Source organism: Bradyrhizobium elkanii WSM2783 (assembly GCF_000472865.1).
Classification (GTDB): Bacteria; Pseudomonadota; Alphaproteobacteria; order Rhizobiales; family Xanthobacteraceae; genus Bradyrhizobium; species Bradyrhizobium elkanii_A.
Genome location: NZ_AXAP01000032.1, coordinates 64484 through 86201 on the forward strand (window position 1 = coordinate 64484; position 21718 = coordinate 86201).

Genomic DNA, 21718 nt, shown 5'->3' on the forward strand with positions numbered 1-21718 from the left:
CGCCGAGACCGGGCGCTCGATCCGGCCAGCGTTCACCGGAGCGCTCCCCACATCTGCAACCGTCAATCCCGACTATCTGCCGCCACCGCAGGCGCAGGGCACGGCGCAGCACCAGGGCAGTCCCGGCAGCTGCGCTGCGTGGGCCTCGACCTATGGTCTTGCCACCTTCACCGCCGCTGCCGCGTCGAAGCAATCGCCGTCGACCTCGCCGCTGCAGGCGAGCCCGGCCCACATTTATATCCAAGTCATGAAGAGCTACGGCGTCAGCACCTGCAATGGCTCGCGGCTCGACTCCTATCTCAACCTTCTGACCCAGGCAGGAACGCCAAACTGGGCAACGGCGCCATATTATCCGAGCTGCCCCGAGCTCTGGTCGAGCTATGATGCGAACGCGACGGTCGACGCGAGCTTCCAGATTCCCGGCTGGGCGATGGTAGACACGTCCGATCTCGATTCCATCAAGGCGGTGATCGCCGATGGCGGCGCGCTCTGCTACGGCACCGCGCTGAACGAGGGCTTCGGGAGCTACAGCAGCACCTCGCCGAGTCCGATGACCGGCCCCTTCAACAAGGACAAGAGTCCGGACGGCAAGCTCGTCGGCCACTGCATGCTCATCATCGGCTACGACGACGACCAGCAAGCCATCTTGATCCAGAACAGCTTCGGCCCGGATTGGGGCCACCAGTGGAACGGCAGCGGCGGCTATATCTGGATGAGCTACAAGCTCTTCCAGTATCTGGCGCAAGGGAAGGCAATGTACGTCACGCCCTGATCGCCGGACAGGCGCTGGATCGCGACGGAGGAAGTGCTGGCACAGTGCCCGCAGGGCCTCCAAGCAGCAGCTCGACGCGGCCGTAGCCGCAGCGAAGGCCGCCTACCCGGCTTGGGCGGCCCCCTATCGAGGAGCGGCTCGCTACAACGACCGCGCGATCAAGAGCTTCATGATCTCGTTGGTGCCGCCGTAGATCTTCTGGATCCGCGAATCTACGAACATGCGGGAGATCGGGTATTCCTGCATGTAGCCGTAGCCGCCGTGCAGTTGCAGACATTCGTCGGCGGTTTCGACCTGCTTTTGCGAGCACCACCACTTGGCCATCGAAGCGGTGACGGTATCGAGGTCCTTGGTGATCAGGCGCTCGATACACCAGTCGACGAAAATGCGCGCGATCATCGCCTCCGTCTTGCGCTCGGCGAGCTTGAAGGCGGTGTTCTGGAAGTCCAGGAGCGGCTTGCCGAACGCGGTCCGCTGCTTGGTATATTCCGAGGTCAGCTTGACCGCACGCTCCATCGAGGCGACGGCTCCGACTGCCAGCGCCAGCCGCTCCTGCGGCAATTGCTGCATCAGTTGCACAAAGCCTTGACCTTCCTCGGGCCCGAGGAGGTTTTCCGGCGGCACGGTGACATTGTCGAAGAACAGTTCCGACGTATCGGAGGCGTGTAGCCCGATCTTGTCGAGGTTGCGTCCGCGCCGGTAGCCAGCCGCACCCGCGGTCTCGACCACGATCAGCGAAATGCCCTTGGCGCCGACTTCGCCGGTGCGCGCGACGACAATGACGAGATCGGCGGCCTGGCCGTTGGTGATGAATGTCTTCTGACCATTGATGACATAGGAATTGCCCTGCTTTTTCGCTGTGGTCCTGACGTTCTGCAGGTCTGAGCCGGTGCCCGGCTCCGTCATGGCGATCGCGCCGACCATCTCGCCGGTCGCCATTTTCGGCAGCCAGCGTTTCTTCTGCTCCTCGGAGCCGTAGTTCAGAATGTAGTGGGCGACGATGGCGCTGTGCACGGAGACGCCGGTCGTGACTTCCGGCACTGTGCTCTCGAGGTCCTCGAGCACCGCGGCATCATAGGCGAAGGTAGCCCCTAACCCGCCATAGGCCTCCGGCACGCTGGGCAAGAGCGCCCCCATCTCGCCGAGCGCGCGCCAGGCGAAGCGGTCGACCATTTTCTGGTGGCGCCATTTCTCAGCGTGCGGCGCCAGATCCTTGGCCAGGAATTTCCGGAATTGGTCACGGAACGTATCCAGTTCCTCGGTCATCCAGGACGATCGGTATTCCATGAAACCCCCTGCTCTCAGACGATGAGGCCGCCGCCGGCAACGACGACCTGGCCGCTGATATAATTGGATTCCGGACTGCAGAACAGATAGACAGCATCCGCTGCCTCTTCAGGTGTACCGCCGCGACCGAGCGGAATCATTCGTGCCATCATCTCCAGCATCGGCGGCTGTACGCCGACCTTGATCTCATGGCCGGCGACGTCAATCGTCTTTTGTTGCGCCTCGATCGGCTGCGTCAGACGGGTGTTGATCAGGCCGAAGGCGACGCAATTGACGTTGACCTTGTAGCGCCCCCATTCCTTGCACAGCGTTCGTGTCAGGCCGACCAGCGAGGCCTTGGCCGAGGAATAGCTCGCCTGCCCGGCATTGCCATAGAGGCCGGCGATGGAGGAGATGTTCACGATTTTGCGGAACACCTCGCGCCCCTGCTCCGCCTCCTGCTTGGCAAACACCCGGATCGGTTCGGCGGCGGCACGCAGGATGCGGAACGGCGCCACGAGGTGCACGTCGAGCATCGCCTGGAACTGCTCATCCGTCATCTTCTGGATCGTGGAGTCCCAGGTGTAACCGGCATTGTTGACGATGATGTCGAGGCCGCCGAACCTTTCCAGCGCAGCGCCAACAAAGCGGTCGGCAAAGCCTGCCTCCGCGACGCTGCCGTTCACTGCGACCGCATCGCCGCCAAGCCCCTCGATCTCCGCCACCACGGCATCGCCAGGCTCGGCGTCGAGATCGTTGACCACGACTTTCGCGCCCTCGCGCGCAAGCTTGAGCGCGATCGAGCGCCCGATGCCGCGGCCGGAGCCGGTGACGAGCGCGATCTTGCCTTGCAGCCTTGCCATGTGCATGTCCTTCCTTAGACCGCGATGACGGCGCTGCCTTCGAGCTTGACCTCGCCGCGCTCGTCTTTGGTGGTAAGTGCGAGCCTGACTCTGCGCTCGCCGTTCTCCTCGAACAACTCGGCCACGGTGCCCTCGCATGTCAGCCGCGCACCGAGTTGGGTGATGGCCACAAACCGCGTCGCGAACGCGCGCAGCCGCGCCGGTGGCACCGCATCCGTCACCGCCTGGCCAAGACAGGCCATGACCAGCATGCCGTGGGCGAACACGTCAGGGAATCCGGCGCTCCTGGCGAAATCGATATCGACATGGATCGGATTGTGATCGCCTGAAGCGCCGCAATAAAGCGCAAGCGTATGCCGGGTGATCGGCGGGAACGTCTTGTGGACGAGGCGGTCGCCGATTCTGATCTCGCCGATTTCCGTCATGGCGCCACCTGGTTGCGCACCACGACGGTGCGCGCGGTGTCGGCGACATGCACGCCATCCTGGTTGGTCACCTCGCATTGGATGACGACCAGTGTCAGCGCGCCACCCTTCTTCTCGGTGACGGCTGTAACCCGTGGGCGGAAGGTCAGGAGGTCGCCGATCACGACCGGCGCGTGGTAGACGAAGCTCTGCTCGCCATGCAGCACGCGGGCGAGATCAATGCCGAGCGCCGTCAGCATCTCGAACGGCTCTGCGGCATCCATCATTTCCAGGCAGAACAGGTAAGTCGGCGGCACCGGCGTTGCTGCGAACCCCGCCGCGCGCGCAGCCGCCTCATCGCGGTAGACCGGGTTGGTCTCGCCAAGCGTGTTGAGGAAGTAGCGCAGCCGACCCGGCTCCATGCGCGCGGTGACGGGCGTGAAGTGCCGGCCCACGGCGGATTGGTCGACCATGGCCGGCATCAATGACGCTGATAGAGCGTGACGACGCAGGCGCCGCCGAGGCCGAGATTATGCTGCAGCGCTAGCTTTGCGCCCTCGACTTGCGTCGGGCCGGCCATGCCGCGTAGCTGCCGCGTCAGTTCGTAGCACTGTGCAAGACCCGTAGCGCCGAGTGGATGGCCCTTGGACAACAGCCCGCCGGAGGGATTGGTCACGATCCGGCCGCCATAGGTGTTGTCGCCGTCGTCGATGAACTTCGCCGCCTCGCCCTCGCCGCAGAGCCCTAACGCCTCATAGGTGATCAGCTCATTATGGGCAAAGCAGTCGTGCAGTTCGACCACGTCGAGATCTTCAGGCCCGATGCCCGCGCTCTCGTAGACGCGCTTTGCTGCCGCGCACGCCATGTCGTAGCCGACCAGGCGCATCATATCGCCGGCGCCGAAGGTCGAGGGCGTGTCGGTTGTCATGGCCTGTGCGGCGATCCGCACCGTCCTGGCAATGCCGTGCTTGTCGGCGAACCGATCCGACACCAGCACCGCCGCCGCGCCACCGCAGGTCGGGGGGCAGGCCATCAAGCGCGTCATCACCCCAGGCCAGATCACCTGATCGTTCATCACGGCATCAGCGGTGACCTCCTTGCGGAAGATCGCCAGCGGGTTGTTCGCCGCATGGCGGCTCGCTTTCGCGCGCACCTTGGCAAAAGCGTCGAGCGGCGTGCCGTATTTCTGCATGTGGGCAAGGCCCGCCCCGCCGAAATAGCGCAGCGCGAGCGGAATGCCGGGCGCGTCGATCAGCCGGTCCGCCGCCGCGTCGAATTCCTCGAACGCGCTCGGGCGGTCGGTGTAGACGCTGCCGAGCGCGCCGGGCTTCATCTGCTCGAAACCAACCGCCAGCACGCAATCCGCCGCGCCGCTTTCGATCATCTGCCGCGCCATGAACAGCGCGGTCGAGCCAGTCGAGCAGTTGTTGTTGATGTTGAAGATCGGAATGCCGGTCATTCCGACCTGATAGAGCGCGCGCTGCCCGCAGGTGGAATCACCATAGACGTAGCCGACATAGGCCTGCTGGATCGCGCTGTAGTCGAGGCCCGCATCAGCCAGCGCCAGCTTCGTCGCCTCCGCACCCATCGCATGATAGGGCGCGCTGGCGCCAGGTTTGGCGAAGGGGATCATGCCGACACCGGCGACGATTACCTCGGACATCGCTTTCCTCCGAATAAATTACCCGTTGGACTTTTTCTTACCTATGGGTAAGATTACAGCCTGCCGTCACCTGGAGTCAACGCGCCCAGCATGGATTCAGGATCCCCCACCCTGCCGTCTTCCCCCTGGCTGCCATTCGAAAGCCGGCGCCGCGCCCGCGACGAGAAGCGCGAGGCGGTGCTACGCACGGCGGTGCAGCTTTTCCTGGAGCAGGGCTATCACCGCGCGACATTGAATGACGTCGCCGAGCGGCTGAACATCACCAAGCCCGCGCTCTACAATTACTTCCGCAGCAAGCACGAGATCCTGTTCGAGTGCTGGTCGATGGGCGCAGATCTCGTCGACAGCGTCATCACCGAGATCAATGCCGGCGGCGGTTCGGGCCTCATCAAGCTGCGCAAGCTGGTGCATTCCTATGCGGAATTGATGGCGACCGATTTCGGCGCGAGCCTGGTGCGCTTCGACCTGCGCGATCTTGCCGAGAAGGATGCCGGCGTCGCGCGCGCCGCCAAGAAACGGATCGATGCGACATTCCGCAAGTATATTTCGAGCGGCATCGCCGACGGCTCGATCAAGCGCTGCGATCCGAAGCTTGCTGCTTTCGCGATCGCGGGCGCGCTGAACTGGATCGGGCACTGGTACCGGCGCGACGGCACATCGTCGCCGACCGACATCGCCGACGAATTCACGGCCCGGCTGACCGAAGGCTTGGCTGCGGTCGCAATTCCCAATCACAACTCAAAACAAAAGACGCCGAGCGCGCCCTTGCGGCGCGAAACAAGGCGCAAGGCACCAGGGAAGAAACGCACAGGAGGAGCGTCTTAATGAACATCACCCACGGATTGTGGCGCGCGCTGCAGATCAACCCGAATGGACTGGCCACTGTATGCCGCGAGCGACGACGCACCTGGCGCGTCGTGGGAGAACGGGTCGCGCGACTCGCCGGAGGCTTGCGGGCGCGCGGCCTCGCCGATGACGATCGCGTCGCGGTGCTGTCGCTCAATTCCGACCGCTATCTCGAGCTCTATCTCACGGTCGGCTGGGCCGGCGCGGTGATCGTGCCGCTCAACATCCGCTGGAGCGCGCTGGAGAATGAGGATGCGCTGCGCGACTGCCGCGCCAGCGTCCTGTTCGTCGACAAGGCGTTTGCGCCAACCGGCGCGCAGCTCGCGAAGGCGATCCCAGGACTAAAGCTGATCTTTGCCGACGATGGCGATGCGCCATCGGGCACCGAGAGCTATGAGGCCGTCATCGCGAGGAGCGAGCCGGTCGCCGACAGCATGCGCGAGAGCAAGGATCTCGCCGGCATCTTCTACACCGGCGGCACCACGGGGCGCTCCAAGGGCGTGATGCTCAGCCACCATAATCTGATGGCGAATGCCCTCAATGCGCTCGGTGAAGGGCTGTTTCCGGCAAGCTCGGTCTATCTGCCTGCCGCACCGATGTTCCATCTCGCCAACGGAGCGGCGATGTATTCGCTGCTCCTCTCCGGCGGCTCCAATGTGATCATACAGGGCTTTACGCCCGACGCCGTTGCGGCCGCGATCCAGAGCCATTGTGTCACCGATGTGCTGCTGGTGCCGACCATGATCCAGATGCTGGTCGATCACCCGGCGATCGGCAGCTATGACCTGTCCTCGCTCAAGAACATCGTCTATGGCGCATCGCCGATCAGCGAGGCGGTGCTTGACCGCGCCGCGCGGGCGCTGCCGCATGTTCAGTTCACGCAGGCCTACGGCATGACCGAACTGTCGCCGATCGCGACGCTTCTGCACTGGAAGGAGCATATCGGCGAGGGACGCAAGAAGGGTCGCCACCGCGGCGCGGGCCGCGCCACCCTTGGCTGCGAAGTGCGTATCGTCGACGAGAACGAGCGGCCGGTGCCCTCGGGCAATGTCGGCGAGATCGTCGTGCGCGGCGACAACGTGATGATGGGCTATTGGGAACGGCCCGAGGAGACCGCGCGAGCCATCGTCGACGGCTGGATGCACACCGGCGACGGCGGCTATGTGGACGAGGATGGCTTCATCTATGTGGTCGACCGCGTGAAGGACATGATCATCTCCGGCGGCGAGAACGTCTATTCGATCGAGGTCGAGAATGCGCTGGCGCAGCATCCCTCGGTGCTGCAATGCGCGGTCATCGGCATCCCGAGCGAACAGTGGGGCGAGCAGGTCCATGCGGTCGTGGTCAAGCGCAGCGGCGTCGAAGTCTCCGCCGGCGAGCTGATCGAGTTCACCAAGACGCTGATCGCGGGCTACAAATGCCCGCGAAGCATCGAGATCACCGAGGCGCCTCTGCCGCTTTCCGGCGCCGGCAAGGTGCTGAAGCGCGAGCTGCGCAAGCCGTTCTGGGACAACCGCGAGCGCCGTGTAAACTGACTCTCTCGGTTGATCGGAATCGATCGGACTGGGCCGGTCGCTCCGCGGGCTCCCGTTGAGCGGGGCGCTCGTACTAGTCGCGGCCGATCAATGCTCGCATCGCATCAAGGTCCTGAAAAACGTCAGCCTGACGACGCAGCTCGTCAGCGACCATGGACGGATGGCTCTTGACGGTGGATACAACTGTCACGCGCACGCCACGGCGCTGTACGGCTTCGACCAGCGCGTGACGCGCTGCCTGCCGGTCACCGATAGGCGTCAGTAGCGGCCGCTAGCTAGACAGTGCCGCAGCTCTGATAGATGTGCTTGATCTCAAGGAAGTCGATCAGCCCATCGTAACCGTGCAGACGGCCTAGTCCGCTGCGGCGGTATCCACCGGTTTCCGCTTCGGCAAACAGCCTGTTATGGTCGTTAATCCACACGGTGCCATTGCGCAAAGCGCGTGCGACGCGCATCGCGCGCGCGCCATCATGGGTCCAGACGCTGGCAGAGAGGCCGTATTCGCTGTGATTGGCGCGGACAACCGCCTCCTGCTCGTCCTCGAACCCCTCCAGAACGACAAACGGGCCAAAGATCTCCTCCTGCACGAAGAATCCCGAAGTATCGCGATGCGCAACCAGCGTCGGCGTCAGAAAGAATCCCTTGGCCAGATCTCCGTTCGGCCGTCCGCCACGCAGGACAACCTCGTCCGCTGCAGCCATCGCATCGTCGATCCTGTGCGAGACTGCGGCAAGCGACGCCGCATCGATCAACGGACCCATGTTCGTCTCTGCCGAGAGGCCGGAGCCGATTTTCAGGTTTGTGAGAGAGGACCGCAGCGCTGCCTTCATCTCCTCATAACGCGACGCATGTACCAGAACACGCCGCGCCGCCGTACATTGCTGTCCGGAGATGATGGTCGCAGCGGCTGCGAGCTTTGGTGCCACGGTCGCGATATCTGCATCTTCAAAGACGAGACAGGCCGACTTCCCGCCGAGCTCAAGCGACAGTTTCTTCATGGTCGGCGCAGCCGCAGCCATGATGCGTTGCCCGGTCGCGTTCGAGCCGGTAAAGCTGAGCACGTCGACTTCGGGCGAAGTGACGAGATATTCCGCCACCTCGTGCCCCTGCTCGTTGACGAGATTGACGACGCCGGCAGGAAGCTGCTCGACGTCGCTAAGGCACTTGATGATCTCGGCAGTAACCAATGCCGTCTGCGGCGCGGGCTTGATCACCGCCGTGCACCCGGCGGCAAGGGCCGGCGTCAATGCGCGGATAAGCAACACCGCGGGTGCGTTCCACGGGATGATCAGACCGGCAACGCCTGCCGGCTCTTTCAGCATCGTGGAGAACGTACCCGGTTCGACCTCGAGAACGTGTCCGGGGATATGACGCGTCAATCCCGCGTAGTAACGTATCTCCGAGACGCTGCCCTCGATCTCGCCGCGCGACTGCGCAAGCGGCTTTCCGTTCTCCAGCGTGAGAAGGCGCGCCAGTTCCGCGCCGCGCTGCTCCATCCGGTCCGCCCATCTCAGCATGACCAGCTGGCGAAGCCGCGGATTCTGCGACCAGCCCGCGCGCTCGAAAGCGCCGCGTGCGGCCGATACCGCCGCTTCCGCATCTTTCTTTCCGCCGGCCTCGACGCGGCCGACCACCGCCTGATTGGAAGGATCAATGCTCGGCACCGTTTCACCGGAGGATGCCGGTTGCCAGACGCCGTCGATCAGATTGAGAGCATGAAGAGACATATTATCCGAACCTAACTTTCGATCGTGGCGGCGCGGTCCGACCGCGCCGCCACTAGTCCTCACTTGAAGTCGCCCTTGGTCTCCGGGATCACGCTTGCCCCGATCAGGTAGATCGCGAAGACCGCAACCGAGAAGATGGCGAGCGATGTCGGAATCTGCGCGGCGCCGGCACTCACCAGCGACACGAAGGTCGGCATCATGCCGCCGAGCGCAAAGCCAATGTTCCACGACAGCCCTGTACCGCTCGCGCGCACAGCCGTCGGGAAGCGCTCGTTCAGGAAGATCAGCACCGGTGCATAGCCGGCATTGCCGATGAAGGCGATCGCCAACGCATAGAGCGTGATCTGCGTGATGTCCTTCGTCGCGGCAAGGCCCAGATAGCACAGCGGAAGCAGCACGATGGCAGCTGCCCCGACCAGGAGAAAGGTCTTCTTCCGCCCGATCTTGTCGCTCAGCGATCCGATCAGAACCGCCGAGAAGAACGACGAGACACTGGCGCCCATCAGAATCAGCGACGAGGTCTGGTTCGGGACCGCGTTGATGATCTTCAAGAAGCTCGGAAGATATCCGGAGGTCAGATAATAGCCCGCTCCGCCGCCGAACGTGATCAGGATATTGAGCAGCAGGATCCTGCGGTACTCTCCTGAAAAAATCTCCTTGACCGGAGCCTTGGACGCCTCCGCCTTACGTGTCTTCTGCTGCCGCTTCAGCTCCTTGAAGTAAGGCGATTCCTCGAGGTTCTTGAAGATGAACCAGCCGAGCAAAGAGCTCAGCAGGCCGGAGAAGAACATCACGCGCCAGCCCCACTCCGCGAAGGCTTCACCGGGAAAGATCGAGGAGGTGATCAGGAACACGAACGACGCCAGCAACGCGCCGATCCCGGCGCCGCCGCCACCCACCAGGCCGGACATCGCCCCGCGCCAATTTGCCGGCACAGATTCCGTGCCGATGGTATGGGTCGACGCCACCACTCCGCCGACGAAGACGCCCTGCACCAGGCGCAGGATCAGAAAGATGATTGGCGCGATCACGCCGACCTGGGCGATCGTCGGCAGCAAGCCGAACGCAGCCGTGCTGATGCCGACACCGAAAATTGCGACCAGCATGGCGCGCTTGCGTCCGTGCACGTCGGCATAATGGCCGAAGACGGCCGAGCCGAGCGGCCGCATCAGCAGCGTGACGGCGAACGATCCATACACCGCGGCCAGCGACAGCGCCGTATTGCTCGATGGAAAGAACAATGCGCCGACGACCGGCGCGACATAGAGCAGAATGAACAAATCAAAAAGATCGAGCGCCCAGCCGAGCACCGAGGCAATGATCGCGTTGACCATCTGTCGATTGTCTGCCGACGTCCGCACATTCGCGACGGACACGTCCATCTCAGCCATATTTCCCTCCCCTTTGAAGATTGCCGCGGCGGCTGACCGCCGTCCGCGGCGTTGTTAGTCGTCTTCCTTGTCGTCAGCGCCCGACGAACTTGGGCGGACGCTTGGCGTTGAAGGCTTCGACGCCTTCCTTGAAGTCCTCGGACTGACGCAGCCGGCTGTAGCAATGGCCCTCGAGCTCGATCGCGATCGTGAGCGTCGAGTCTTCGGTGTCGTTCAGGAGCTTCTTCGCGGTACGCTGCGCCAAAGGCGAGAAGGTGCGCAGCTCGTCGACCAGCCGGTCCGTTGCCTTCTCAAGCTCGGCGTCCGGCACGCATTCGGTCGCAATCCCCCACTCCAGCGCCTGCTTCGCCGAGATCCGCTTGGAGCGCATCACGATGTCCTTGGTGCGGGTGATACCGACCATTTTCTGCAGACGTGCCGATCCTCCCGACCCCGGGATCTGTCCGAGCTTCTGCTCCGGCAAGGCGTATTGCGTGGTTTCGGAAGCGATGCGGAAGTCGCAGGCGAGCGACAGCTCGAATCCGACGCCGAAGCAATAGCCGCGATTGGCGACAATCACCGGCTTGGCGCAACGTGCGGGCGCGGCGATATTCCAGGCCAGTTTTGATACGTGCTCCGGGCTCGCTTCCATGAAGCCGCCGATATTGCCGCCACTGGAGAAATGGTCGCCCTCGCCCCGCAACACGATGACGCGAACACGCGGATCTTCGTCGAGCGTCTCGAAGGTCAGCCGTAGCTGATCGCGCTGCGGCATCGAGACGACGTTATAGGGCGGCCGGCCGAGTATGATGTCGGCGCGCTCATGCGCCTCGTCGATCTCGACCTTGAACCCGTCGAGCTTGGCGAGACGGGGATCGGCAAAGGTGTACGGGGATGGCATGTGGTTTTCCTTTCGTTGGTGTCGTGTGATCAGGCCGCATCCGAGGGCGGCAGGCGCTCGGCTTCGTATTCTCCTGCGACGAGCAGACGCCGGAGAAGTTTACCGACCGGCGATTTTGGAATGGCATCGACAAAGACGTAGCGTCGCGGGCGCTTGAAATTGGCAAGACCGGAGGTGCGGCAGAACTGCTCGAGCTCCGCCTCGGAGACCGATCGGTTGCGCTTGACGAAGGCGGCGACGATCTTGCCCCATTTCTCGTCGGCGAGACCGACGACTGCCACTTCAGAGACAGCGGGATGCAGCGACAGGCAGCTTTCGATTTCTACCGGCGACACATTCTCGCCGCCGGTGATGATCATGTCATCGACGCGGCCGGTCACGAACAGGTCGCCGTCGGAATCGATGAACCCGGTATCTCCGGTAAAATACCAGCCCTCGCGCAGCGCCTTGGCATCGGCCTCGGGCCGCCGCCAGTAGCCTTCGAATGCTTCGTCGCCGGCGAGCGAGGCGATGATCTCGCCCTCTTCGCCCGGTGCGGCAAGTTCGGCAATCGAACGAGCGTTGATCCGTACCACCCTGATGTGCTGGTTGATGCCGGCCTTGCCGGCCGAGCCGGGCTTGGCCGGCGCGTTCTGATCGATCGTGAAGGTGTAGATCTCGGAGCTGCCGTAATGATTGACGAACAGGTCCGGCTTGAACACTTCGCTCAACTTCTTGAGCAATCCATCCGTCATCGAGGCGCCGGCAAAGCCGAGTTTTCGCACGCTCGATACGTCGGTCGCCGAGAACGCCTCGTGGTGAACGAGATCGTGGTAGAGCGTTGGCACCAGATAAAGATTGCTGATCTTTTCGCTCTCGATAAGGGCCAGCGCCTGGCGGCTGTCATAGCGCGGCAGGCAAATGAAGGTGCCGCCGATCAGCGACATCGCGAGCAAGGAGCGCACACCCATGGTGTGATAGAGCGGCATCACGCCGAGCGTACGCTCGTTGCGGCCATAGAGGTTTTGCGCGACATGCGCGATTGCCGCCGCGCGCTCGGCACGATGATGGCGCGGCACGCCCTTTGGTCGCGATGTCGTGCCCGACGTGTAGAGCATGATCGACCATGCATCGGCGCCGACCCGAGGCTGGGCATCAGGAGCGCCGCCTTCCACCATGTCCGCGAAAGCCAGGTCTCCGTCGACATTCATACCGACCGCAATGCGTTGCAAGCCGGCCGCGCGCGTAGAATTTCTCACGGCGTCGGCGGAGACATCCTGATAGAAGACCGCGCAGGCCTCCGCATTCTCGATGCAGAAATCGAGCTCGTCGGCCTTGGCACGCCAGTTGATCGGCGTGATGACCAGCCCCGCAAACTGGCAGGCCCAGTGCAGGGTCGCAGCCTCCCAGCGGTTCTGCAGCACGGTGACGACGTGATCGCCGGGCTTCAGCCCGATGCGATCGAACGATGCTACGAGCGCCGAGATCTTGCCGTACCACTGCCGATAGGTAAGGCGAAGCTCGCCGTCGACGATCGCAAGCGCATCCGGATCACGCGCGACGCTTGCAATGAAACTGCTGCCGAGATCAAGCATCTGACTTCTCTTGGGTGGTTGTGGCGAGCTCGGCGGCCGCTTCCAGCGCCGCCTTTACGATCGGGGTGTAGCCGGTGCAGCGGCAGAGATGGCCGCTCAGGAGATCGCGGATATCGGCTTCGCTTGGCGCCGGATGCCGGCGCAGATAATGGTCGAGCGACATCAGGATGCCGGCGGTACAGAAGCCGCATTGCAAAGCGTGGTTGCGGCGGAACGCTTGTTGCAGGATGCCGAGCCGGTCGGGTGACGGAGCAAGCCCTTCGACGGTTTGGACCTCGCAACCATCGGCCTGTGCCGCCAGCGTCAGGCAGGAACGCGTAAGCATGCCGTCGATAATGACCGTGCAGGCACCGCAAACCCCATGCTCGCAGCCGACATGGGTTCCGGTTGCGCCGATCTGCTGGCGCAGGAAGTCGGACAGCAGCGTGCGCGGCTCGGCTTCGGCTTCAACCGGCCTGCCGTTCAGCTTGAAGCGAACCGGATGACGGCCATCGGCGCTGAGACGGGTCATTGCAGCACCTCGCGCACCAGATCGCGGCCGATGATCCGCACCAGATCGCGGCGATAGCGCGCGGTCGCGTGCACGTCATCGCGCGCGTCGAGCTCATAGGCAAAGCCGTTCAGCGCATCGTCGAGCGCACTTCCGTCCAGGCGCGGCCAGTCCCGCGCCTGCGGAACATCGGCGACGCCGCCAACGGCAAAGCGGACACCTTTCGAGGTCGCAACCGCCGCGCAGGCCACGATGGCGAAATCACCGTGGCGGCGGGCGACTTCGCGAAACGCGCATCGCTCGCCGGCCCGAGCGGGAAACGATACGGCTTCAATGAGTTCGTCTTCCGCCCGCGCAGTGGCCATCATGCCAAGAAAGAACTCGGTCGCTGCAACCCGTCGGCGCCGTCGCGCATTGCGCAGATGCACCTCGCCGCCGAGGGCGATCAGCGCGAGCGGCATCTCGGCGCTCGGGTCGGCATGTGCGAGCGAGCCGCAGATGGTGCCGCGGCTGCGCGTCTGGACATGGCCGACCCAGGGCAACGCCCGCGCAAGAAGCGGCTGAGTCCGCGCCAGCTCCGGCCATGCGAGCAAGGCGGCCTGGCGCACGCCGGCGCCGATCGTCACCACTCCAGCCTGTTCTTCGATGCGATTGAGCTCCTTAAGCCGCATGATGTCGATCAGGAGTCTCGGCTTGGCGAGGCGCATATTGAGCATCGCCATCAGCGATTGGCCGCCGGCGAGCACGCGGGCATTGCCGCCCTCTTTCGAAAGTCCCTCAAGGACTTCGTTGACGGATTCGGCGCGGACATAGTCGAAGGCGGCTGGTTTCATCGTCGCCCTCCAAACAGGCTCGCAAGCTTGGCGAGCAGCGCAAACATCGAGATGCCACTTGCAGGCGCCCCACCGCCGGCCTGGCGCGCAAGTGCCGCAAAGAACTGTCCGATGATCACGCGCGTGGCGCCGTCGAGCAGGCGGCCGCCTATGCTCGCGACCTTGCCGCCGATCGCTGCGTCATAGCTGTAGCTGAGCTGTGTGCCGCCTTTGCCGTCGGGCTCGAGCGTGATGCGACCTTCGGCGGTTCCGAAACCGAGTGCCCCCTCCGCTTTTCCGCGCAGCGTGACTGCGCGGGGCGGGTCGAGATCGAACAATTGGACGTCAGCACGATAACGTCCGCTGACAGGACCGATGCCGAGCGTCACGTCGGCGCGGAAATGCGTGTCCGAAACCTTGTGGACCTGCTCGCATCCGGGGATCACAGCCTGCAGCGTCTGGGGATCGAGCAGCATCGTCCACACCTGCTCCGGCGCCCCGTTGACGGACGCACGGCCCTCGCCGCGCAGCCGGCGGTCTCCCTCGCGTGTAGGCGCCGCCTTCGATTGTCCCGTCGGCGGTTCGGGCTCCGGACCACGCACCAAATCGGCGAGCTTCGCCGGCACCAGCGGCAGCGTGACGTCGGCAAGGCCCAGCGCGTCGGCAACGGCATTGGCGATGCACGCCGGCGTCGACATGCAGTTGCCTTCGCCGACGCCCTTTGCCCCGAGCGGGGTGAAGGGCGACGGTGTCTCGATATGGATGATCTGCGGCTCGGGGACTTCGGTCGTCGTCGGCAGCAAATAGTCCGCAAACGTTCCGGTCAGAAAGCTGCCGTCCGCCGCATAAGCATATTCTTCATAGAGCGCCGCCCCGAGCGCTTGCGTAAAGCCGCCGCGGATCTGCCCGTTCACCATGCCCGGATGCAGGATGGTGCCGCAATCGTGCATGGTCACGTAGCGATCGATACGGGTCTCAAACGTCGTGCGGTCGATCTCGACGCCGCAAAAATCGAAGATGAAGCCGTGGCAGAGCGAGGAATTGATGCGATCCTGATCGTCCGGCGGGGTCAGCTCCGGCGGCGTCCAGAACACGGTTTCGCGGATGGTCTGGCCGGCATCATCAGGCAATGAGCCCGGCGACCAATGACAGAGCGCCGCGACTCTGGAAAAAGCGATGCGGTTCTCCGGATTGCGCTTCGACGCGACGAAGCCGCCGGCGAACATGATATCTGCCGGCTCAACATTCAGCTGGCTCGCAGCGATGCGCGCAAGACGGACCGCGATCCGCTCAGCCGCCAACTTCGCGGTCCCGGCTACGGCGGCCGCAAACCGGCTCGCATAGTTTCCGGAGGCGATCGACCAGGCATCCTTGGCGGTATCGATCTCTGTATTGACGCGCACGTCCTGCGGCTTGAGACCGAACACATCGGCCACCACCTGCGACAGAACCGTGCGATGACCCTGCCCTTGCGGCACGGATGCGACATGGACCGCGACACCCCCCACGGGATCAAGCGCAACCGTTGCGGTTGCCTGCGCGCCATTCTTCGGTCCGGCCTTGCGACGTTCCGCTGCCGTAAGCACCGTCGTGATATAGCCCATGTTGGAGACGCTGGGCTCAACAACAGCCGTAAAGCCGATGCCATAAAGGCGGCCTTGCGCGCGCGCCTCATCGCGTCGCGCCTTGAGTTCCGCGAGTTGGCCCTGCTCGACAGCTCTGGCGATCGCCTCCTGATAGTTTCCGGAGTCCAGCAGCGCACCGGTCGCCGTGCGATAAGGAAAGGCGTTCGCCGGAACGAGATTGCGCCGGATCACGTCGAGCGGATCAAGGCGCAGCCCGATCGCAATCCGCTGCACCAGGCGCTCGAGCGCGAAGTAGACTTGCGGTCCGCCAAAGCCGCGGTTGAGGCCGGTCGGCGTCTTGTTGGTGACGACGACGCGGTTGCGCACTTTCACATGGCGGATGTCGTAGGCGCCAGTGAGGTTGCCATGCATGCGGTAGAGCGTTGCGGGTTCGGGTGCGCGCAGGTGGGCGCCGCAATCCTCGACCTGGTCCCAATCGAGCGCGAGGATCTTGCCGTCCGCGGTGATCGCGGCTGAAAGCGTCGTGGCGCGGTTGGTCGCCGAGACCGAGGCTGTCAGGTGCTCAAGGCGGTCTTCGATCCACTTCACGGGGCGCCCGACGGCGCGAGAAGCCGCGCTGATCAAAACGATATAGGGAAAGACGCCCTGCTTGACGCCAAAGCTGCCGCCGGAATCCGGTGGCGTGCGCAGCCGCACCCGATTGCCCGGCACCTTCAGCGCACGCGAGATCACGGTATGAATGCTGAAAGGACCCTGGAAATTGGCGAGGATGTCATAGGCATTCTCAGCCGCATCGTAGGTGGCGACGACGCCATAGGTTTCGATCGGCGTGCAGGAATTGCGCGGATAGCGGATGTCGATTGAAAAGCGATGCGTTGCTTCGGCAAACGCCTGCTCGGGATTGCCATAGGAAAAACTGCGGTCGCTGGCGAGATTGCCGGGAAAACCATCGTGCAGGACAGGCGCATCGGCAGCGAGCGCCGCCAACGGATCGACCACCGCAGCGCGCGGCCGGTACTCGACGTTGATCAGTTCGATCGCATCTTCCGCCCGGGCGCGATCGCTCGCGACGACCACGGCGACGGGCTCGCCGACATAGCGAACCCGCTCGGTCGCAATCGGCCAGCATTCCACCGGCGCCTTCACGCCAACGACGAGGCTCGACGTCAGCGCCTTGACCTGCTCGCCGGTGAGGACAGCGGCGACGCCCGGCGCACGCCGCGCCGCCTCAGCGTCAACAGAGACAATATCGGCATGGGCATGTGGGGAGCGCAGGATGGCTGCATGCAGCGTCCCCGGTGGAGTGCCGAGATCGTCGATGAAGCGCCCGCGCCCGGTGAGCAGCGCGGCATCCTCGACGCGTTCGATCGAACGGCCGACCCAAGGCCGGTCTTCAGCCGTATTCTGATCGACCGATGATGCGGACTGAACCGCGGCCTCCGCCATTCCGACGCTCCTCTCCATCGCGCTCTCTGACGCGACGTGGAGCAGTTGTCAGAATGTCAGCCATGCGGGCCATACCGCCCGATCTCACGACCTACCAAATCGTCTCATTTCGGAGTGTGCGCCGCAATATCAACTTGCAAGCCGCGAGACGTTGCGAAATTCGCGCGGGCCGACTCCGGCGTGATCGCGGAAGAAGCGGGTGAAATGCGCCGGCTCCGGAAAGCCGAAGCGCTCACTGAGATCAGTGACCGACGTATCCTGGTGGATCACGGCATCAAGCGCCCGCTCCATGCGCACCACATTCAGATAGATCTTGGGCGAAACCCCGAGCGAGGATTCAAACAGACGGAAGAACTGCGCCCGCGACAGCCCTGCGCCCTTCGCGAACTGATCGACATTGGCGTGGGCTCCCTCCTGCGCGCGAATCACTTCCGTCGCGCGCCGGATCCGCCAGTCGCAGGACATCGCGTTCATGCCGCGGATGGAATTGGGAAAGCTCCGCCACGGTGTGAAGCGCTCGATCACCGCGATCATCAGGTCCGAGAGGGTCTGCTCATGGGCACGGACGCAGTCCGGATGCGACATCATGTCGGTGGCAAGATGCATCGTGAGTTGCCGGATCCGCGGCGAGACCTCCCCGGACGGCTGATCGAAGAAACCCGGCGCGCCGCTCGCGGCCCATCCGGGCCGGAACTCCTTCAACCATTCAGGTTCAATATAAAGCGCCAGAATGAGGGTCCGCGGCCGCGCGGGATCGTGAACATAGGCGTGCGGCTTCCAGCCGTCGACGAGCACGGCGCATGTGTCGGTCAGCGGATAGACCCGATCTCCCACCAGGAACTGTGTATCGGCGCCTTCGACCTTCAGCAGGACATGGCAATGCGGATGCGCATGGCGCACCAGCGAACGATCCATATCCAGCAGCGCGACCCTGCCGAAGGCGCCATGAGCGATGCGCAGAGCTGTCGACATCAAGGCCTCCCTTCAGACGTCGTTGTTGCTTCCTTTCCCGTCAGCACAAGTCGAATGATCTGTCAATCCGAGAGGCAGCCACGGCACGCCATCATCGTTGCGGAGCAACATCGCGCGCAGCGAGCGCACGCTCGCGTAATTGCGTCAGCGTTGCAGTGGGCGTAATCGCTTCCGGATCGATCCTGAGCTCCAGTATGGCGGGTTTGCTTTTTTCATCGGCGAAGGCCCGGGCCCGCGCAAATGCCGCAGGAAAGGCATCGGTTTCCAGCACAAGTTCACCATGGCCGCCAAAGGCCCGCGCGAGCGCTGCGAAATCCGGATTGTCCAGCGCCGTCGCATGTACCCGTCCGGGATATTCCTTCTCCTGGTGCATGCGGATCGAGCCGTACATGCTGTTGTTGATGATGATCGCGATGACGCCGAGCCCATGTCGCGCCGCCGTGGCGAGCTCGTTCGCGCTCATCAGAAAGCAGCCGTCGCCCGCAAAGCAGACAGCAGTGCGCTCGGGATGCGCCAGCTTGGCGGCGATTGCCGCCGGCAGGCCATAACCCATCGATCCGGAGGTCGGCGCAAGCTGGGTCCTGAAGCCGCCATAACGGTGAAATTTGTGCACCCAGATGGCATAGTTGCCGGCACCATTCGAGATGATCGCGTCCGCGGGGAGCACCTCGCGCAAATGCAGCATCACTGCGCCGAGATCAACCGGGCCCGGCATTGATCCCGGCGTCTGGTCGGAGACGAATTCGGCACGGCCTGCCGCAACCCAGGCCTTCCGTTGCAGGCTCCTGGTTGCCTGCGATCCGTCGGACGGCTGCAGTCGCGCGACGGCCGCGGCAAACTCCGGCATGCCAGCGTTGACCAGGAGATCGGCTTGATAGACACGGCCGAGCTCGTTCGGATCGGCATGCACGTGAACGAAGCGCTGCGACGGCCGGGGCACTTCGAACAAGGTGTATCCGGACGTCGTCGTCTCGCCGAGCCGTCCGCCGATCGCGATGATGAGATCAGCGCTGCGAATGCGCCGGACCAATGCTGCACTCGGTCCAAGCCCGGCGTGGCCGATGTAGTTTGGATGGCGGTTATCCAAAATATCCTGCCGCCGGAAGCCCGCGACAACGGGCAGATCGAACAGCTCGATGAAGGTCTTGAGGTCCTCGCAGGCTCGCGCGTTCCACCCGCCGCCGCCGACAATAACAAGCGGCCGCTCCGCATCCGCTACCATCTCGACGAGCCGCGAGAGCTGATCAGCACTCGGATGCGCCGCAGCCCGCCGATACGGCCTTGCATCCGCAGCCACGACCTCCTCGGCCAGCATATCCTCCGGCAGCGAGACCACGACCGGACCCGGGCGTCCCGAGACCGCGACATGAAAAGCGCGGCTGACCAATTCCGGAATGCGTTCGGCGCGATCGATCTCCACGACCCACTTCGCCATGCCGCCGAACATCTGGCGGAAATCGACTTCCTGCCACGCTTCGCGTCCCAGCATGCCGCGGGCAACCTGCCCGATGAACAGGATCATCGGCGTCGAATCCTGCGAAGCCGTATGCACGCCGATCGCGGCGTGGCTTGCGCCGGGCCCTCGTGTCACGAAGCAGATACCGGGCTGCCCGGTCAGCTTTCCATAGGCCTCGGCCATGTGAGCCGCGCCAGCCTCATGACGCGTCACGACGGTCCGGATCGCGTTGCCGTCACCGGCCAGCGCATCGATTGCGGCCAGAAAGCTTTCCCCCGGCAGGCAGAATACCGTGTCGACGCCGTGGATCTTCAGCGTATCGATGAGGATTTCGCCACCGCTGCGCGGGCCTGAGGTCGTCAACATCGATCGTTGCTCACCCGACGATTGCTTGATGACAGAGAGCTGGCCATCGATCATGCCCTTCGTTTCCAGGGAATGAGACGATGTTCGATCTCATCGAGCACGATCGAGAACAGGAATCCGAGCACCGCGATCACGAGAAGCCCGACATACATCGTATCGACCGTCAGCACCTGCCAGGCATTCCAAATCATGTAGCCGACGCCGTCATTGGCGGCGACCATCTCGGAAATCGCGATCAGGATCAGCCCCATGCCGACCGCCAGTTTGACACCGGCCATGATCGAGGGCAACGCTCCGGGCAGGGCGATGGTCCGAAACACCTGCCACCGGTTGGCCCGGTAATTATGCCCGACATCGAGATAGATCTTGTCGATGTTGGCGACACCGACCACCGTATTGATGATGATCGGGTAGAACGCGCCCAGCGCGACCATGACCACCTTCGACATTTCGCCGAGACCGAAGATCAAGAGCACCAGCGGGAGGATGGCGCTCTTCGGGATCGGATAGGTGGCCGAGATCAAGGGATCGATCGCCGCACGCAGCGGCCGCGATATGCCCATGGCAAGACCAAGGAACAACGCGGGCACGCCGCCGAGCAGCATGCCGAGCGCGAGGCGTTTGAGACTTGCGAGGACATTGGCGCCAAGCTCGCCGGAAGCGACCAACGCGGCAAACTGATGAACGATGGCCGATGGCGGCGGAAAGAAGCGCGCATCGAGAAGCCCAAATCGCGCCGCGAGCTCCCAGAGGCCCAACAGCACGATGGGCGTGAGGACACCGACTACCCTGTCACGGCCTTTGACCTCGGCGCTCATGCCTTCTCTCCTTCCGCGTTTTGACGCGCGCGCTGTACCTCCTCGCGCAATTGCTCCCAGATATGGAACACGAGATCGCCATAGGAAGGTTTTTGCCGGAGTTCCAGCACATTCCGCGGACGCGGAAACGGCACATCGAGCACGGCCTTGGCGCGCCCGGGATTGGCGGTCATGATCATGATGCGGTCACCGAGCGTGACTGCTTCGTCCACGCTGTGGGTGATGAACACGACCGTCTTCTTGGTCGCTTCCCAGATCCGCAGCAATTCCTCATGAAGCAGCAGCTTGTTCTGCTCGTCCAGCGCCGAGAACGGTTCGTCCATGAACAGGATTTCCGGATCATTCGCGAAGGCTCGCACGATCGACACACGCTGACGCATGCCACCCGATAGCTGGTTGGGATAGCGGTCGCGAAACCGCCACAGGCCGATCCGTTCGAGCCACGTGCGGACCGTGTCGGACACCTGCGCCTCAGGGACACGCCGCATACGCAGGCCGTAGGCGGCATTATCGAACACCGTCATCCAGGGGAACAGCGAGTCGCCCTGGAAGATCATGGAATTGACCGGGCGTTTCTCATCGGTCCTGTTGACGGCGACGGTGCCTGAACTCTGAGTATCGAGCCCGGCAAGGATGCGCAGCAGTGTGGTCTTGCCACAGCCGCTCGGGCCGACGATCACGAAAAACTGCCCTTGCGGAATATCGATGGTGATGCCGTCGAGGGCTACGAAACCCGACGATCCGAAATATTTGCTGACACCCGAAAGGGACAGTTGCGGCGTCGACGGCACCAGTTCCGGCCGCCCTTGCTTATTCAACACGTTCGCAATAGCCATGACGTATCCTTCTTT

Annotated in this window: 19 protein-coding genes and 1 pseudogene; 3 read left to right on the forward strand and 17 right to left on the reverse strand. The window is 63.5% G+C overall.

Annotation, left to right across the window (positions count from 1 at the left end; translation table 11 throughout):
* Positions 1-76 precede the first annotated feature (76 nt).
* Positions 77-772, forward strand: a complete 696-nt coding sequence (locus YY7_RS58440; RefSeq protein WP_245287396.1) for a C1 family peptidase — start codon at positions 77-79, stop codon at positions 770-772.
* Between the two features lie 141 nt (positions 773-913).
* Here the strand turns inward: YY7_RS58440 and YY7_RS0125610 are convergent, their stop codons facing one another.
* From YY7_RS0125610 to YY7_RS0125630, 5 genes are read right to left on the reverse strand one after another with little or no spacing between them, the layout of a single operon-like run.
* Complete coding sequence (locus tag YY7_RS0125610; RefSeq protein WP_028165727.1) at positions 914-2059, reverse strand: acyl-CoA dehydrogenase family protein; 1146 nt, start codon at positions 2057-2059, stop codon at positions 914-916.
* Between the two features lie 14 nt (positions 2060-2073).
* On the reverse strand, positions 2074-2901 hold the full coding sequence (locus YY7_RS0125615) for an SDR family NAD(P)-dependent oxidoreductase (RefSeq protein ID WP_028165728.1): 828 nt from the start codon (positions 2899-2901) through the stop codon (positions 2074-2076).
* 14 nt (positions 2902-2915) lie between these two features.
* The gene (locus YY7_RS0125620) at positions 2916-3326 is read right to left on the reverse strand and encodes a MaoC family dehydratase (protein WP_028165729.1); all 411 of its coding nucleotides are present in this window, start codon (positions 3324-3326) and stop codon (positions 2916-2918) included.
* On the reverse strand, positions 3323-3778 hold the full coding sequence (locus tag YY7_RS0125625; protein WP_028165730.1) for a MaoC family dehydratase N-terminal domain-containing protein: 456 nt from the start codon (positions 3776-3778) through the stop codon (positions 3323-3325). The genes YY7_RS0125620 and YY7_RS0125625 overlap by 4 nt, the downstream gene beginning before the upstream one ends.
* A gap of 8 nt (positions 3779-3786) precedes the next feature.
* The gene (locus YY7_RS0125630; protein ID WP_028165731.1) at positions 3787-4968 is read right to left on the reverse strand and encodes a lipid-transfer protein; all 1182 of its coding nucleotides are present in this window, start codon (positions 4966-4968) and stop codon (positions 3787-3789) included.
* Between the two features lie 90 nt (positions 4969-5058).
* Between YY7_RS0125630 and YY7_RS0125635 the strand changes: the two genes are divergently transcribed.
* Both YY7_RS0125635 and YY7_RS0125640 read left to right on the forward strand, forming a co-directional pair.
* Positions 5059-5793 carry a TetR/AcrR family transcriptional regulator gene (locus YY7_RS0125635; protein WP_028165732.1) on the forward strand — a complete coding sequence of 245 codons (735 nt, stop codon included), beginning with the start codon at positions 5059-5061 and terminating at the stop codon, positions 5791-5793.
* Entirely contained in the window at positions 5793-7349 is a 1557-nt protein-coding gene (locus YY7_RS0125640; protein ID WP_028165733.1) for an acyl-CoA synthetase, read from the forward strand. Before YY7_RS0125635 ends, YY7_RS0125640 begins: the two co-directional genes overlap by 1 nt.
* Before the next feature lie 76 nt (positions 7350-7425).
* Here the strand turns inward: YY7_RS0125640 and YY7_RS63400 are convergent.
* The 12 genes and pseudogenes from YY7_RS63400 to YY7_RS0125700 all read right to left on the reverse strand — a co-directional run.
* Positions 7426-7575: pseudogene (locus YY7_RS63400) on the reverse strand (NYN domain-containing protein); the annotation flags it as partial.
* Between the two features lie 49 nt (positions 7576-7624).
* A complete protein-coding gene (locus YY7_RS0125650) occupies positions 7625-9076 on the reverse strand; it encodes an aldehyde dehydrogenase family protein (RefSeq protein ID WP_028165735.1) in 1452 nt (483 codons plus the stop codon).
* Between the two features lie 59 nt (positions 9077-9135).
* Positions 9136-10467: an MFS transporter gene (locus YY7_RS0125655; protein ID WP_028165736.1), complete on the reverse strand. Its 1332-nt coding sequence runs from the start codon at positions 10465-10467 to the stop codon at positions 9136-9138.
* 73 nt (positions 10468-10540) lie between these two features.
* The gene (locus YY7_RS0125660) at positions 10541-11347 is read right to left on the reverse strand and encodes an enoyl-CoA hydratase/isomerase family protein (RefSeq protein ID WP_028165737.1); all 807 of its coding nucleotides are present in this window, start codon (positions 11345-11347) and stop codon (positions 10541-10543) included.
* A 29-nt stretch (positions 11348-11376) separates the two neighbouring features.
* A complete protein-coding gene (locus tag YY7_RS0125665) occupies positions 11377-12921 on the reverse strand; it encodes an AMP-binding protein (protein ID WP_028165738.1) in 1545 nt (514 codons plus the stop codon).
* Complete coding sequence (locus tag YY7_RS0125670; protein WP_028165739.1) at positions 12914-13432, reverse strand: (2Fe-2S)-binding protein; 519 nt, start codon at positions 13430-13432, stop codon at positions 12914-12916. The genes YY7_RS0125665 and YY7_RS0125670 overlap by 8 nt, the downstream gene beginning before the upstream one ends.
* Positions 13429-14244 carry an FAD binding domain-containing protein gene (locus YY7_RS0125675; RefSeq protein WP_028165740.1) on the reverse strand — a complete coding sequence of 272 codons (816 nt, stop codon included), beginning with the start codon at positions 14242-14244 and terminating at the stop codon, positions 13429-13431. The genes YY7_RS0125670 and YY7_RS0125675 overlap by 4 nt, the downstream gene beginning before the upstream one ends.
* On the reverse strand, positions 14241-17255 hold the full coding sequence (locus YY7_RS0125680; RefSeq protein ID WP_028165741.1) for a xanthine dehydrogenase family protein molybdopterin-binding subunit: 3015 nt from the start codon (positions 17253-17255) through the stop codon (positions 14241-14243). The genes YY7_RS0125675 and YY7_RS0125680 overlap by 4 nt, the downstream gene beginning before the upstream one ends.
* A 129-nt stretch (positions 17256-17384) precedes the next feature.
* On the reverse strand, positions 17385-18227 hold the full coding sequence (locus tag YY7_RS0125685) for an AraC family transcriptional regulator (protein ID WP_028165742.1): 843 nt from the start codon (positions 18225-18227) through the stop codon (positions 17385-17387).
* A gap of 91 nt (positions 18228-18318) precedes the next feature.
* The gene (locus YY7_RS0125690) at positions 18319-20049 is read right to left on the reverse strand and encodes a thiamine pyrophosphate-binding protein (protein WP_028165743.1); all 1731 of its coding nucleotides are present in this window, start codon (positions 20047-20049) and stop codon (positions 18319-18321) included.
* A 50-nt stretch (positions 20050-20099) separates the two neighbouring features.
* A complete protein-coding gene (locus tag YY7_RS0125695; RefSeq protein WP_028165744.1) occupies positions 20100-20867 on the reverse strand; it encodes an ABC transporter permease in 768 nt (255 codons plus the stop codon).
* The gene (locus YY7_RS0125700) at positions 20864-21703 is read right to left on the reverse strand and encodes an ABC transporter ATP-binding protein (protein ID WP_028165745.1); all 840 of its coding nucleotides are present in this window, start codon (positions 21701-21703) and stop codon (positions 20864-20866) included. The genes YY7_RS0125695 and YY7_RS0125700 overlap by 4 nt, the downstream gene beginning before the upstream one ends.
* Between the last annotated feature and the right edge of the window lie 15 nt (positions 21704-21718).

What these genes read in the sequence shown, in the direction of transcription:
- YY7_RS0125685 (WP_028165742.1), bottom strand. Translation starts at nt 18,227, where the DNA reads ATGTCGACAGCTCTGCGCATCGCTCATGGCGCCTTCGGCAGGGTCGCG.
- YY7_RS0125625 (WP_028165730.1), bottom strand. Translation starts at nt 3,778, where the DNA reads ATGGTCGACCAATCCGCCGTGGGCCGGCACTTCACGCCCGTCACCGCG.
- YY7_RS0125635 (WP_028165732.1), top strand. Translation starts at nt 5,059, where the DNA reads ATGGATTCAGGATCCCCCACCCTGCCGTCTTCCCCCTGGCTGCCATTC.
- YY7_RS0125695 (WP_028165744.1), bottom strand. Translation starts at nt 20,867, where the DNA reads ATGAGCGCCGAGGTCAAAGGCCGTGACAGGGTAGTCGGTGTCCTCACG.
- YY7_RS0125660 (WP_028165737.1), bottom strand. Translation starts at nt 11,347, where the DNA reads ATGCCATCCCCGTACACCTTTGCCGATCCCCGTCTCGCCAAGCTCGAC.
- YY7_RS0125675 (WP_028165740.1), bottom strand. Translation starts at nt 14,244, where the DNA reads ATGAAACCAGCCGCCTTCGACTATGTCCGCGCCGAATCCGTCAACGAA.
- YY7_RS0125640 (WP_028165733.1), top strand. Translation starts at nt 5,793, where the DNA reads ATGAACATCACCCACGGATTGTGGCGCGCGCTGCAGATCAACCCGAAT.
- YY7_RS0125620 (WP_028165729.1), bottom strand. Translation starts at nt 3,326, where the DNA reads ATGACGGAAATCGGCGAGATCAGAATCGGCGACCGCCTCGTCCACAAG.
- YY7_RS0125650 (WP_028165735.1), bottom strand. Translation starts at nt 9,076, where the DNA reads ATGTCTCTTCATGCTCTCAATCTGATCGACGGCGTCTGGCAACCGGCA.
- YY7_RS0125680 (WP_028165741.1), bottom strand. Translation starts at nt 17,255, where the DNA reads ATGGCGGAGGCCGCGGTTCAGTCCGCATCATCGGTCGATCAGAATACG.
- YY7_RS0125630 (WP_028165731.1), bottom strand. Translation starts at nt 4,968, where the DNA reads ATGTCCGAGGTAATCGTCGCCGGTGTCGGCATGATCCCCTTCGCCAAA.
- YY7_RS0125610 (WP_028165727.1), bottom strand. Translation starts at nt 2,059, where the DNA reads ATGGAATACCGATCGTCCTGGATGACCGAGGAACTGGATACGTTCCGT.
- YY7_RS0125690 (WP_028165743.1), bottom strand. Translation starts at nt 20,049, where the DNA reads ATGTTGACGACCTCAGGCCCGCGCAGCGGTGGCGAAATCCTCATCGAT.
- YY7_RS0125665 (WP_028165738.1), bottom strand. Translation starts at nt 12,921, where the DNA reads ATGCTTGATCTCGGCAGCAGTTTCATTGCAAGCGTCGCGCGTGATCCG.
- YY7_RS0125670 (WP_028165739.1), bottom strand. Translation starts at nt 13,432, where the DNA reads ATGACCCGTCTCAGCGCCGATGGCCGTCATCCGGTTCGCTTCAAGCTG.
- YY7_RS0125615 (WP_028165728.1), bottom strand. Translation starts at nt 2,901, where the DNA reads ATGGCAAGGCTGCAAGGCAAGATCGCGCTCGTCACCGGCTCCGGCCGC.
- YY7_RS0125700 (WP_028165745.1), bottom strand. Translation starts at nt 21,703, where the DNA reads ATGGCTATTGCGAACGTGTTGAATAAGCAAGGGCGGCCGGAACTGGTG.
- YY7_RS0125655 (WP_028165736.1), bottom strand. Translation starts at nt 10,467, where the DNA reads ATGGCTGAGATGGACGTGTCCGTCGCGAATGTGCGGACGTCGGCAGAC.